Origin of the sequence: Virgibacillus sp., from assembly GCF_013393565.1 — a bacterium.
Lineage (GTDB): Bacteria > Bacillota > Bacilli > Bacillales > Amphibacillaceae > Virgibacillus > Virgibacillus dokdonensis.
This window is the reverse complement of the sequence record NZ_JABXHF010000025.1, coordinates 22,876-36,929: the sequence shown is the minus strand read 5'-3', so window position 1 is coordinate 36,929 and position 14,054 is coordinate 22,876. Positions and strand designations below refer to the sequence as shown.

Below are 14,054 nucleotides of genomic sequence, written 5' to 3'. Positions count from 1 at the left end.
ATTTACTAATTATTCCCAAAGGAAGGTTTTATACGCTTTACTCCATTTCACAAAAGCATTTTTATTCCCTTCATCAATGGAACGATTAATTTGTTTCTCAAGATATGCCTTATTATAATTAAAACATATTTCATCCAAAAGCAGACGACTAGACAATCGCAGTTCAAACGTAATTTCTCGTTTCGCTTTTACCTTTTTTCCATTGTATCGAAAGAATTGGTATACAATCTTCTGCTTTTTCATGGAACACTTCCCCCTTGTTCCTTTTCACTATTATCCTAAATTTTTAGAAAAATTTCAATAGGTAAGTGACGAAAAAGCAAAATTTCCTCTTTTTCCCTAATGAAACATCCTTCCACTCACTCAATACATATAGTTGCATGCTTCAATTTTTCTCTAGACTCACCAGCAACGCCTTTGGTAGAATCTTAAAGGTATAGTTGGGGACTTTCGAATAGGGAAAGAAGTTGTTTAAAGATGTATCGTTCACATATGTTCAGCTGAAACTAAATCGTACATCAAACGTGCAGTTATGTGCCAGAAAACAGGAGGTCCGTATAATGAATCATTCGGATAACTTAAAAAAGGGAGAAAAAGGGGCTTGGATAAGCATCTTTGCATATATCGTATTGGCTGCTAGCAAATTAGTAGTTGCTGCACTTGGAAATTCTGAAGCTTTACGTGCCGATGGATTAAACAACGCATCAGATGTTGTTGCTTCCATAGCTGTTTTAATCGGTCTAAAAATATCTCGCAAACCACCAGATGAGGATCATCATTATGGGCATTTCCGAGCAGAAACGATTGCTTCTTTATTTGCTGCTTTTATTATGATGTTAGTAGGAATTCAAGTAATTATAGAAACAGTCCAATCTATCTTAAAGCAACATTATGTCCAGCCTGATATGCTAACAGCTTGGACAGCACTAGTAGCTGCTATCATCATGTTTATGGTTTATTTTTACAATTTACGTCTTTCCAAAGCTGTTGCAAGTTCTGCATTATATGCGGCTGCTCAAGATAACCGCTCCGACGCATTAGTTAGTATTGGTGCTTTTATCGGCATTATCGGTGCTCAGTTTGGCTTGTTTTGGCTAGACCCAATAGCAGGATTAGTTGTAGGTTTTATTATTTGTAAAACAGCTTGGGATATTTTTAAAGATGCTACACATACATTAACAGATGGTTTTGATGAGAAACAAATAGAAAAAATAAAATTAAGTGTATTAAAAGACCCTGATGTAAAACAGTTGTATGATATTAAAGGAAGAATTCACGGTAATCAAGCATTTATTGATATTACAATATTGGTTGACCCAAACCTTAATGTAGAAGAAAGCCATGCTATTACCGAACGAATTGAAAGATATTTATATAAAGAACACCATATTACTCATGCGCAAATTCACATTGAACCTTACCAAACTTTTTAGAAAAAATCGATCATTTTTAAATTAAATCTTATAGGTTCTCCACAGAAGAAAGTAAAAGGTTTAAAATTGACGGTGGGGGGAATGTTCTTCTGTATTGCTTACCCCATCCCCTATGTCTTGTTACGGTGTCAGTAGTAGCACATTGTTCCCCTGTCTAGTTCTGTAAGAGAAATTTTTGAGTGGTGGGTTTTTGCATGTTACGCACTTCTACCCTCACCACAAGACATGGCATTTTTTAGAGGAAGGTCATGTATACAAGCACATACATAAGCTCAAAAATAGACCTACCTCCAAATTCAAAAACCGATAACCCATGAGAAAAAGGCAGTGAGAAAAATTGCACCATAAAAATAAACGCCATGCTTGATGCTTGCTTTTTTTGGATACATAGCTGTAACTGCAAAAATTTCATCTGTTAGCCCCATCGACATGGGAAGTTTCCATTTTAATATCATAAAAGACAAACTCATGAAAATTGAGCACAATTAATTCAAGTGCTCCGGCTCCTACCGCTATCATATTCTCCCCCATAAATTGACTAGCTCCAGCAAACACAAGCACGCTCACTAATGTCCATTCTGTTAGCGACGCCCCTGCCTGTTTTGCCAATTCACCGTATGTAATTGCTATTGGAATATATCCAACCATAATGGGAAAGCCCTTAACAAACCTCTTTGTATCATAGCTGATGAGATTCATTATATACTTCTGTATATTTTGTACCTAATACGTTCCCCCCCCCAAAATATAATTCTTGCTATTATACCTTAAAGTAAATAAATTAAAAAGATTAACTTCTGTATATTTTGTATTGACAAAATTGCAATTCACAGTTATATTCAATAATAATCTTCAAAAATTATTTTGTTGCAACAATGATTTTTGAAGAATTTGGCTATAGTGTAAAAATAAGCGTGCACGCTTCATTTGAATGGACACAGAATTTTTAAACATCAAATATGACTTACCTGAAAACAACATAATACAACCTTGAATGATTTAGTAGACATTTTCTGAGCAGCTATGATAGAGACAGAGTGGTTGGTGTAAACTCTGGCAGGAATTTGATCGAAGTACACATTCGCTTGTAAAAGGTAGAATAAATCGAGCGGCTGGTGTATATACCAGCAAGTTGGGTGGTAACGCGGAGTTAAGCTTCGTCCCTTCATTAGGGATGGGGCTTTTTTGTATTTAAATAATGCCTTTTTCGCATTAATACGATTATATACATCTAACAATTATTTGAAAAACTTGGCTATCGCCAAGCCTTGATGAAGATAGCCTTGTTTTTTCTTATACTACAAACTAAAAATCTTATGCTTGCCTATGGTGCAAAAAAATAACTTCAAAGACAGACAGAAAGGAATGATAATCATGTTTCCAATTCAACCAAAACATCAACCAACTTTAGTAGGTGCCATTGCATTTTTTATTATCATTGTTAGTTTAATTAGCTTCTTTATTATTAAGTTGGGGACAAATCCACATATTCCAATTATTTTAGGTATTTTTCTATTACTTGCCTACGGTCTTATTCGCAAGATATCGTTTATTGATTTACAACATGGTCTAGTAGAAGGTGCTAAAACGGGAATGGGTGCTGTATTTCTATTTTTTGTCATCGGTATTCTAATTAGCAGTTGGATGATTAGTGGCACTATTCCAGCACTCATTAACCTTGGCTTTTCTTTTATTGGCACTACTTGGTTCTATTCTGTTGTATTTTCGATTACAGCAATCATCGGCGTCTCTATGGGAAGTTCATTAACAACAACTGCCACAATTGGAGTAGCTTTTATTGGTATGGGGGATGCTATGGGAGCATCGATGGCAATTACAGCAGGTGCTATTGTTTCAGGAGCTTTTTTTGGAGATAAAATGTCACCCCTTTCCGATACGACAAATCTTGCATCAACTGTAGTAGGTGTAGATTTGTTTGAGCATATTAAGCATATTAGTTTAACGACAATTCCTGCCTTTATTATTTCGTTTATTATATTCGCTCTTCTCTCACCAGAAGCAACTTCAACATCTATCGGAAGTGGAAAAGCGTATCAAGAAGCTTTGGAGGCAACGAATTTAATTCATTGGACTTCTTGGATTCCTCTAATTGTGCTAATAATTTGTACGTATTTCCGGATACCAGCTTTCATTTCTATTTCGCTGAGTAGCTTAGTTGCTACGGCTTTTGCCGCCATTACAAGCAATCTAGCGTGGAATGAAATTTGGAGCATTTGGTTTAATGGTTACACTGCAACAACAGATTTTGAGCCAGTTAATTCACTACTTACAAAAGGTGGAATTAACAGTATGCTGTTTACGATTTCCTTAGTTATTTTGGCTTTAGGGTTTGGTGGGCTATTATTTGTAACTGGAATCATTCCTACATTACTATTAGCATTACAAGAAAAATTAAAACGCGTCCGTTCTATTGTCGTTTCAACAGCAGCAACAGCTATTGGAGTTAATATTTTAATTGGTGAACAATATCTCTCGATCATGCTAACAGGCGAAACGTACAAAACGATTTACACAAAAGCGAAACTACCGAAAAAAGTGCTAGCACGTACTTTAGAAGATGCTGGGACAGTTATTAATCCACTCGTACCATGGAGTGTATGTGGGGTATTTATTGCTGATGTTCTAGGTGTCTCTGTCTTAACCTATTTACCATTTGCTTTTTTCTGCCTGTTAAGCCCAATTATTACGATGTTTTTCAGCGGGAAGTCCTTTGAAGCTTCTAAAAAATAAACAAGATGCTTTCACTTTCAATACCGTATGAAACCAAAGCAATAAAAAACAGTAGCAATGATAAAAAGATGTAGCAACTCGTGGATAGTTGTGAACTTCAGCGACTTTTTCATGAAACTCAAGCGAAATTATAATAATGCGACTTTACAAATTTCACATTTGCTACATCGACTTTATCATAACCAATTTTTTGATATAAAATAATTGGAGAAAGGGATAGAAAATTATACGTTTTTTTAATTTATAATATAAGAAAAAATACGGCTACAGCCATAACAACTTGGCGATCGCCGTAGTTTTTCTAAAAATCATTTATCTTGCTCTGTAAGTATAATGGGTTCATCTTTTGTTATTACTATCGTATGCTCATACTGTGCAGAACGACCCTGATCAATGGTTCTGGCAGTCCAATTATTGCTATCCATTTGACTATGCCAGCTTCCCTCATTAATCATCGGTTCTATTGTAATAACCATCCCTTCTTTTAAACGTAACCCTTTATTTGGTAACCCAAAATGAGGGATGTGTGGATCTTCATGTAGGGTTGGACCAATACCGTGACCAGTGAAATCGCGCACAACGGAAAAGCCCTCCCCTTCTGCATATTGCTGAATGGCGTGACCAATGTCGCCAATTCTCTTGCCAGCACGTGCTTGCTCTATCCCTTTATACAGCGATGTTTTTGTAACTTCCATCAATCGAAGACCTTTCTCATCTACATTCCCAATCGCATATGTCCATGCAGAGTCGGCAAGCCCTCCATCGACGTTTACAACCATATCAATCGTTACAATATCCCCATCCTTTAGCTTTTCGTGGCGAGGAAAACCATGACAAATTTCATCGTTAATGGAGGCACATATAGCATAAGGGTATCCATTAAACCCTTTTTGCTCAGGAGTTGCACCATGTTTCTTTAAAAATGATTCTGTAAATGCATCAATCTCCATCGTCGTAATTCCAGGCTTTATTATTTTGGCAATTTCTTTATGGCATTTTACTAACACATCAGCAGCTTTTTGCATTTTTTCTATTTCACGTTTACTTTTTCTTGTAATCATTACATTTCCTCTCTTTCCTGTTCGTCTTTAGATAGTCAATTTTTTTGCCTTAAAGCAACTATTCAAGGTACGTATACAATAGAAATACACCGTCACTTTATTACATTTGTGCATACAACTGGCAGTAAGACATCTACTTCATTAAACAGGAGAAGTTGCAGATGATCCAACTGCCAGTAATAAACAAGTTTGTAGTCTACAATCAGAGAATTGTAGGATAACGTACTAGTGAATGATTGTACTTTTCGTTTGCGATTTTCACCCATATAAAAGTGTATCATAAATGAAGAAAATCTAAAACGAATTAGATACATTATAGCAATATAAGTATGCATACGAGTAGCTTGACTTATTGCCAAGTATTATGGTAAAAGCTATAGTTTTTCTTAAACTATAAACCTTTAAACTTTTATACTTTCCTATAGTACAAAAATGCAGAGAGTATTCTCTGCATTTTTATAGCAACATCCATAGCCAGTGTAAGCAGTACCGATAATAATTAATAAAATAAATAGTACAACTAATAAGGCGAAACCTCCGCCATAGCCGTAACCTTCTTTACCCATTCAGTCCCCTCCTCTTTTCACTAACTAATGTATTATATGACAATTAATAAAAAATGGGAGAGAAACAGTAAAATATGGGCAGCATATATTCATAATTAGAAAAACTTGACTTAAACTTCTTCCAAAATCTTGACGTTAGCCTTTAAGATAAATAATCACGTGCATAATATATTCGTCCGTTTTCTATTTTATTGTCTAACATGATCTCTGTAGCTATAGAGGCGATTTTTTCTGCATGTTGCAACCGTTTATTTTCATAGTACGCTTTAAATGTGTCTACTGCTTGAAATGCAGATTTTTCACTGGAACGAATTTGTGCTTGCATCTCCGTATCCATAACACCTGGACTGAAAGCAATGATAGTATGTTTCGTATTTAGCTCATCTTGCTCTTTAGCAATGGTTTTTGTATACATGTTTACACTAGCCTTAGAACTACAATAAGCAGTCCATCCAAACGTCGGTTTCTCAGCAGCACCAGAAGTCACTGTTAAACAAGTTAGTGGAATTTGTTTTTGACTCGCAAACTGTAAGAACAAATTCGTTAATGCCATTGGCGCGACAGCATTAATCTGAAAATGGTAATTTAAAGACGTAGGTAATATATGAGTTCCCTGATTAATCGGTTCAATAACAGCTGCATTATTCACAAGATAAAGCTTTCTAACGTCATTTTTCATATGCTTTGTAGTGATTGTATCAAGAAGAACTTCTAGATTCGCTACATCCACTAAATCATAAGCAATACTTTGAAAGGTAACCTTATATTTATCAGCTACACTGTGTAAATCAGTAATCTTACTTCGGGAGATACCGATTACATATACTCCATAACTCAATAGCAACTTAGCTATTTCTTTTCCCAATCCTTGTGAAGCTCCTGTAACAATTGCATAATCCATGACCTATCCCCCTCTCGTAAAAAAATGTTTACATATGTTACTTGCAAAAATTATTCATTTAGTTGAGATAACTACTTTAATTAGACAGTTAACAAAGTCTCCTTTAATTACCTACTGAATTCCAGTAATAGACAATGGTTTCCATCCCTTTATCAAAGCTATCCAAAGGAAAACTTTCATTAGGTGAATGGAGACGATCTTCTGGCGTTCCAAAACCTAGTAATACAATAGGCATCCCATATATTGCTTCCACCCACTCTACTACAGGTATGGAACCTCCCATTCTTACATACACTGTCTCAGCTTGAAAAGCTTTTGAATATGCTTCTGCTGCTTTTTTTATTAACGGATGATCTGGTTCTACTTTATAAGCTTTAGCGGATAACTTTTCTTTTTCCACATGAACTTCCACACCGGAAGGCGCTACCTTATAAATATGATCTTCCAATAATTTTTGGACTATCTCAGGATCTTGCCCTGGGACTAAGCGGCAAGTAATTTTAGCTGTTGCAGAAGAGGGAATAATTGTCTTCGTTCCTTCTCCTTGGTAACCACCAAATATTCCATTCACTTCAAAAGTTGGACGGCCCATTGTATGTTCGACGGGTGTATATCCTTTTTCGGAAACAGTTTGATTTACACCAGCGGACTTAGCAAAATCTTCACTAGGTACAGCTGCCATCATTTTTCTCTCTTTACTTGATAAAGGCTCTACATCATCATAAAAGCCATCGACTGTAATAAACTCTTCTTCATTTTTCATGGAGGATAAAATGTGGCTTAATGCCATAATTGGATTTCTAATTGCCCCACCATACATGCCAGAATGTAAATCATGGTCCGGCCCTTTTACGGTAATCTCCAATCCTGTGAATCCTTTTAAGCCATACAAAATGGTTGGCTGATTTTTAGCAACCATCCCCGAATCAGATATCACTGCAAAATCTGCCGAAAACTGTTCTTGGTGTTCTTGCAATATGTTATATAAATTCTCACTACCAATTTCTTCTTCACCTTCAATACATACTTTAACGTTCACAGGTAGTTTTCCTTCTGTTTTTAAAAAAGCTTCAAATACGGCCAAATGCATAAATACTTGTCCCTTGTCGTCACTTGCACCTCGTGCATATAGCCTTCCGTCTCTAATTTCTGGTTGGAATGGGTTACTATGCCATAATTCCATTGGATCAGCTGGTTGCACATCATAATGTCCATAGAACAACACTGTCGGCGCATCTTTTCCAGCACCATTGTATTCACCATAAACAAGCGGATGGTTATTTGTTGGCTGTTTCTCAGCTGAGCCAAAGCCAATCTCTTGCAAATATGTAACAATGAAGTCTGCTGCTTTTTCCATATCTTTCTTATAATTGCTATCTGTGCTAATGCTAGGTATCTCTAAAAATTCAAAAAGCCGTTTCAGAAAATACGCTCGATTAGTCTTCAAGTATTGCAATACTTGCTCACTCATGACGGAGCCCCCTTTAGGATAATTATATATATTTTAGCATATTCTCATTATATTACTAAAGGGGGCACATTTTTTATTCCGTATTTATACAGCATTATCATTTCCCGGGAAATTTTGTACTAATTAAATAGGAGTAAACCTCTTTTTAAGGCTTACTCCTTTTAATTAGCGGTTTTGCGGAAATAATCGTTCTACCATATTGCCAAATTGGTCAAAAAATCCTTCAACAGGTTCACCATTCTCCACATCGTTTGCATAGTTTTGTGTTAAATTAACGAAGTCTGGGTTTGTCGAGACATATACATTGTCAATATCAGCATCAACGGATTGAACAATTTGCTTCACTCTAGATTTCACATCATTTGTGAGATCATTACCTTCATCTACATTGTTCATATTATTTGCCGTATTGTTTCCTTTGTTTTTGTTTTCTACGTTCGTATCATTGGTATCTAACCCTGCTGCAACGTATGCATTGTTATCCATTGTCAATACATATGCTGTGTCAATCTCATCAATTTCTTCTGTGATTCTCTCAGCAGACTCCTTTGATACTTCATAACGGCTTTCATTATTACGGTTATTGTTTCTTTCTTGATCACGCTCCGCTTGTCTTGTCATGTCGTAATCTCGGTCACCAGTCATGCCATCCCCCGTATTATTGTACCTTGTCTGTTCTACATTATCATTAGCCGTATCATTTTCCTTATTGGTGTCATTACCATTCATACATCCTGCTAATACTAAACCAAGAATCGCGATGAAAGTAAATAGTTTCAGTTTCATCTATGTTCTACCTCCTTTGTTTTGCCCTTAGTATGGAGCAAAATAAAAGGATTATACGTTCTCTAACCACCTTTTTATGGCAAATACACCATTTTTCTTTTAGACAATATATATATAATACGGGAATGCTAAAAAAGAAGGAAATCCTCTATGCTGAGATTTTTTATCTCCACTCCATCTTAATACCTTTATGATAGGTCCTGCTTAACTGGTTTTGAATGAATTACTGCTTCGCTTTTTTCCCATCAAGAAAAAAGCGTAGGATTTATATGGGGGAAGTAACCCTTATCTTTAAGGAGGGGAAAAAATATGGATATACCTGACTATGATAAAGCACTTTACTATACACTTTGGGGATACTGGGACGATTTGCTCGTACTTATGGTTCGAACAAATGATGACATGTTGTCGAAAAAAATCCAATTATTTTTACATGCTTTCCACTACTCCCTTGATGAAAGAAAAATAATGGAATCGCATGACAATTTACTTTACTATCTAGACCACGCTATGAAGTATGACCCTTCGACAGTTATGAAATTATAAGAGAGCTGCTGTTATAAACAGCAGCTCTCTTATAATTAACAACGTAATTGTTGTTAATTAGTAATTATAAAATGATTGTATAATTGCTCTGTCTTCCTCTTTCAATTCTTCCACGTTTTTAAACTGGATACGCATGGGGTTTTTTTCTGCAAGTTCTTTTGCCATTAACTCATTCATAGATAAGTTTTGCGCTTCTGCTACATTTCTAATTTCATTTGGGACTTTCACAGTAGTTATTTTCCATCCCTGTAAAGAAACTGATTTTTCCTTTAATTCTTCAAACAAAGTTACGTCTGTTTCTTGTAACGAACTAATTCCTATAATCACCTGCTTATTCTTATTGGTCAAACCTGCTTGTTCTACCTTTTCAATAAATAATGGAATAACATCGATTGCATTTTTGTCTTTATAATTCATTAAGTGTTGAGATATTCGTTTAGCTTCGTCATTAATTGAACGTATTCCTTGTACATGTAAATCCTCATCCAGTTTAAATTCAATACTAGGATTAGGATTGATATCAATTCCTACATAAGCATAAACTCTATTATTATCCGCTACAAAATAAAAAGGCAATACAAATAAACATATCATACTTACAAAGGCAAGGAAGCTAAAAAAGTTATGATGCTGCTTCTTTCGTTGCATAAACATCAGCTTCCTTTGATCTGAAAGTGGGTCAAAACACACCTCCATACCTATATCTACACCTTTTATTGGTATAGCTTTATGAAAAGCGCCATCTTTAGTCAGTACAATCATATACTCACGGCGCTTTTCCATAATTATTCCTTTATTCACTGCTTCACCACCTTTAAATAGTCCTTTAAATATAAATAATCTTCTGTAAGCACAATAAAAACAGCTAAAATATACTTTCTGTTTCGCTCAATTGTCTTTTTACTTATATCGACTTTTTTAACAAGTTGTTTAATTGGTAACTTACGTTTTGCTAATACGTAATCTCTTAAAGGTTTATCTTCATACAATACCTTAGCTGTATGAATGGCAGACTCTCTCGCATCTCGATGCTTTGGAGCTACTTCCGTTAGCTCAGCTAAACTTAGCTTGTACACTTTTAGTTTCTCTTTAAAATCTAAAATTTCCTGCTTTCTATGCCAAGAATCTTGTGCCAATTGATACTGTTTCTTTACGGCTAGTATTTCGGTGGGATTTTCTAATAAATCTGCATCGTATATTTCATCTAACGATAACACAGTAGGATTCTTTTGTGTATAGCGAATATAATCAATTACTTTTCGTTTAATAACTAGTTTCGCGAACCCTAAAAAAGAGCTCCCCCTTTCCCTATTATATGATTTAATTGCCTCATTAAATGCCCAGAGCCCTATACTAAATTCATCGTCGTTTGCTATATCTATGTAACGTTTACACACTTCTGAAACACATTTTGCGACAAATGGCTGATACGTTTTAAGTAAATAATTTTGAACGGATTGCTCACCATGTTGTGCCATTACAACCAGTTCTTCAAGAGGTGCGTCTTTTTTTATATGATTTAACATATAGGAAAAGCCCCCTTGAATAATATAAATTTCGTTTTGCTACAAACTTTTTTGGGCGTATTCTCCTTCATCAGAAGTTGTCCAAAAAGATCCCTACATTTGTTTATAGTTAAATTTTTACTTCGTTTTTGAAAAATGAGTGCCGATTTTTTAAAATTATTTAAAGCCTTTATATATTTCATGATGTTTTCACCATCTTTATAAATATTATTAAGCAAATATTGATTAAAATACATCTGCATTCGACAATTTTCGCCGTTTTCAGAACAAAGGCTCGGGGAGCCCGTTTAGCAACGTAGCGAATAGAACGATTCAATGGAGTGAAGTCGCCTAGTTGCTGGGCGATGGAGCCGGACGTGGTTGTTCGGTTTTTTCGTTATCCCTAAGCATCTAATTTTAAACTTTTTATTTATCTTAAAAACATAGCCTTTAACGAATCTAAAGCGAAATTTATTGCTTTATTTTTAAAGTCCTTATTTCCACATGTTTATGGTAAAACCGTAGTTAAGACTAGACTATCAATCTTAAAATTTTCTACTTTCATATAGTACATTAGAAGACTTTGGCTATCGCCAAAGTCTTTATGACGATAAAACGCGTCGTTTTTCTTAAACTATAAACCCTAAAAATTTTATGCTTTCTTACAGTGAAAAATAAATTTATCTTTAATCAGACAAGTTACTATATCTTAACGTATCGCTAGTCTATTAGCTATCACAAAATCGTTACAATTTGTTTAAATAGGCATGACTATTATGTAACAAGATCACATGCGTTGTCTCCAAATGATTGGTCCCCGCAGCTTTTTCATTCAGCATTAGCTTTATGTAGAAGACCTGGACATATTGATTTATAGTCATAAAAGCTGTCCGTTTACTCATTTTATAATTCCTTACATTATCCCTATAGTGCAAATAACACCAGCTTAGTCGTACATTTTATTAAGAATATGCCTCATACTTGCATACTTTTTTTGTTCCACCAAAAAACATTTCACTTTTTAGTAAAATCAGCTTATTCTATAAACTGCAATTTATGCTTTCTTACAGTGCAAAGATGATAGAGATAATGTCTTACGTAATTTATCGAATATACTGCTACGTATTAGCAGTAAATAAAAGTATATCTAAGGAAATGAACTATTCTCAAACGTAAATCTTATAAATCATTTAAAATAATTATTTTATGAACTTTTTTGCCAGTTGTTTGTTTATGCCTACTTTGTTAAGCTAATAGAGTCCTTAAAAATCGGCAAAATATGACATTAATAATAGAAAGGTGTTTGATTTTGAATGCGATTTAAACTAATTGATTGGCCAACATTTTTAGGGGCACTGGTGATTTTATTAGGGGTTTCCCTACCGCTTATATTTTTCCCAGAGGCTGGAGCTGAAGTTATAGGTTTAGCCAATAACTTTATGACAAGTAACTTTGGAATTCTTTATTTATTAATCGGGCTTTTCTGTTTCCTTTTTTTAATTTATGTCGCTTTTAGTAAAAACGGACGTATAAAGTTAGGAAATAGAGAGGATAAGAAAGAATTTAGCACATTTTCTTGGGCTGCTATGTTATTTGCTGCTGGTATTGGTTCCAGTATTCTATATTGGGGAATGATAGAATGGGCTTACTATTACCAAGGACCCCCATTTGGTGCAACTCCGAAATCAAATGAAGCTGTAGAATGGGCCTCTGCTTATGGAATCTTTCACTGGGGACCTATTGCTTGGGCTATTTACACATTACCTGCTTTACCAATTGCTTATTTTTACTATGTACGAAAAAAACCTGTGTTAAAAGTAAGTGAAGCAGTGCGACCTGTTTTAGGAAAGTTTGTTGATGGACCGATAGGCAATATTATTGATATTTTATTTATATTTGGCCTTATGGGTGGCGCAGGTACAACATTAGCTTTAGGAACTCCTATGATTGCTGAAGGTGTCCATGACTTAACAGGTATCCCTGTTACATTAGGCTTAAAAGCAGCCATTATGATATTATGTACAATTATTTTTGCAATTAGTGCTTATTCTGGATTACGCCGGGGGATTAAAGTGCTAAGTGATATCAGTATTTGGTTAACCATTCTCTTGATGGCATTTGTTTTTATATTTGGACCAACTTTGTTTATTAGCGAAACAACTTTTAATAGTCTAGGAATTCTAGCTGATAATTTCTTTCGAATGGCTACATGGTTAGAACCATTTAGAGATTTTGGCGGATTTACTGAAACAGGTTTTCCTGAGTCATGGACTGTTTTTTATTGGGCTTGGTGGGTTGTATATGCACCATTTGTAGGTTTATTTGTCGCCCGTATTTCCAGAGGGCGCACTATTAAAGAAATGGTTTTAGGAACGATGATATACGGCACATTCGGATGTGTCCTATTCTTTGGTATACTTGGCAATTTCGGTCTCTATCTTCAACTAACGGGGGCGTTCGATGTTATTAGCTTTATGAATGAATACGGTGCTCCAGCAGCCATTATTGAAGTCCTTCACCAGTTGCCTATGTCCAATATTGTTGTCGCTGCTTTCTCTATTTTAGCTATTCTATTTTTAGCAACTACATTTGACTCCTCATCTTATATTTTGGCATCTGTTGTTCAAAAACAAGTAACGGGAGAACCATTACGTTGGAACCGTTTATTTTGGGCATTTATGCTCTGTTTACTACCGCTTGTCTTAATGTTTATCGGCGATTTAGAAACATTGCAAACAGCTAGTATTGTTGCTGGTTTCCCACTAATTTTCATCATGTTTCTATTAGCGTGGTCATTTGTTAAAGCTTCTAATTATGACTTGCGTATGTCGAGGGAATTTAAGTCTCCAACCATCTTCATCACTGGAAAAGAAAAAAGAGAAAAGCAATAACATGTTAGAAAAACGGGTCTTTTCGCCAAACCTTATAGCGGAAAAACACCTTCGTTTTTCTTATACATAAAAAAACTCCCCTGAAGGTGATAACAGATTTTAAATTTTAATCTGTCTACCTTAAGGGGATCTTAAGGCATCTT

At 35.1% G+C, this 14,054-nt stretch carries 12 protein-coding genes and 1 pseudogene; 4 read left to right on the top strand and 9 right to left on the bottom strand.

The genetic code is table 11. The annotated features are described in order from the left end of the window. Positions 1 to 9 precede the first annotated feature (9 nt). Positions 10 to 243 (bottom strand): IDEAL domain-containing protein, encoded by a 234-nt coding sequence (locus tag HLX49_RS07250; RefSeq protein WP_077703005.1) that lies wholly within the window; start codon positions 241 to 243, stop codon positions 10 to 12. Between the two features lie 317 nt (positions 244 to 560). Between HLX49_RS07250 and HLX49_RS07245 the strand changes: the two genes are divergently transcribed. Next, a complete protein-coding gene (locus HLX49_RS07245; RefSeq protein WP_077703004.1) occupies positions 561 to 1,433 on the top strand; it encodes a cation diffusion facilitator family transporter in 873 nt (290 codons plus the stop codon). A 408-nt stretch (positions 1,434 to 1,841) separates the two neighbouring features. Here HLX49_RS07245 and HLX49_RS17080 read toward each other — a convergent pair whose 3' ends face one another. Further along, positions 1,842 to 2,081 (bottom strand): AzlC family ABC transporter permease, encoded by a 240-nt coding sequence (locus HLX49_RS17080; protein ID WP_367112729.1) that lies wholly within the window; start codon positions 2,079 to 2,081, stop codon positions 1,842 to 1,844. A 726-nt stretch (positions 2,082 to 2,807) separates the two neighbouring features. On the opposite strand from HLX49_RS17080, the gene nhaC reads away from it, so the two are divergent. Then, positions 2,808 to 4,184: a Na+/H+ antiporter NhaC gene (nhaC, locus tag HLX49_RS07235; RefSeq protein ID WP_077703003.1), complete on the top strand. Its 1,377-nt coding sequence runs from the start codon at positions 2,808 to 2,810 to the stop codon at positions 4,182 to 4,184. 308 nt (positions 4,185 to 4,492) lie between these two features. Here nhaC and map read toward each other — a convergent pair whose 3' ends face one another. The 5 genes and pseudogenes from map to HLX49_RS07210 form a co-directional block, all read right to left on the bottom strand. Next, on the bottom strand, positions 4,493 to 5,245 hold the full coding sequence (map, locus tag HLX49_RS07230; RefSeq protein WP_077703002.1) for a type I methionyl aminopeptidase: 753 nt from the start codon (positions 5,243 to 5,245) through the stop codon (positions 4,493 to 4,495). Positions 5,246 to 5,724: 479 nt separating this feature from the next. After that, positions 5,725 to 5,811: pseudogene (locus tag HLX49_RS07225) on the bottom strand (YjcZ family sporulation protein); the annotation flags it as partial. 142 nt (positions 5,812 to 5,953) lie between these two features. Further along, positions 5,954 to 6,712 carry a (S)-benzoin forming benzil reductase gene (locus tag HLX49_RS07220; protein WP_296361093.1) on the bottom strand — a complete coding sequence of 253 codons (759 nt, stop codon included), beginning with the start codon at positions 6,710 to 6,712 and terminating at the stop codon, positions 5,954 to 5,956. Between the two features lie 103 nt (positions 6,713 to 6,815). Continuing rightward, positions 6,816 to 8,183: a dipeptidase gene (locus tag HLX49_RS07215; RefSeq protein ID WP_296361092.1), complete on the bottom strand. Its 1,368-nt coding sequence runs from the start codon at positions 8,181 to 8,183 to the stop codon at positions 6,816 to 6,818. A 165-nt stretch (positions 8,184 to 8,348) separates the two neighbouring features. Further along, entirely contained in the window at positions 8,349 to 8,969 is a 621-nt protein-coding gene (locus HLX49_RS07210; protein WP_077702998.1) for a YhcN/YlaJ family sporulation lipoprotein, read from the bottom strand. 309 nt (positions 8,970 to 9,278) lie between these two features. On the opposite strand from HLX49_RS07210, the gene HLX49_RS07205 reads away from it, so the two are divergent. Beyond that, a complete protein-coding gene (locus HLX49_RS07205) occupies positions 9,279 to 9,515 on the top strand; it encodes a YhdB family protein (protein ID WP_077702997.1) in 237 nt (78 codons plus the stop codon). Between the two features lie 57 nt (positions 9,516 to 9,572). Here the strand turns inward: HLX49_RS07205 and HLX49_RS07200 are convergent, their stop codons facing one another. Both HLX49_RS07200 and sigI read right to left on the bottom strand, forming a co-directional pair. Next, on the bottom strand, positions 9,573 to 10,316 hold the full coding sequence (locus HLX49_RS07200) for an anti-sigma factor domain-containing protein (RefSeq protein WP_101933671.1): 744 nt from the start codon (positions 10,314 to 10,316) through the stop codon (positions 9,573 to 9,575). Then, a complete protein-coding gene (gene sigI, locus HLX49_RS07195) occupies positions 10,313 to 11,041 on the bottom strand; it encodes an RNA polymerase sigma-I factor (protein WP_077702995.1) in 729 nt (242 codons plus the stop codon). The genes HLX49_RS07200 and sigI overlap by 4 nt, the downstream gene beginning before the upstream one ends. A 1,292-nt stretch (positions 11,042 to 12,333) precedes the next feature. Here sigI and HLX49_RS07190 point away from each other — a divergent pair. After that, positions 12,334 to 13,911: a BCCT family transporter gene (locus HLX49_RS07190; RefSeq protein WP_077702993.1), complete on the top strand. Its 1,578-nt coding sequence runs from the start codon at positions 12,334 to 12,336 to the stop codon at positions 13,909 to 13,911. Positions 13,912 to 14,054: the final 143 nt, after the last annotated feature.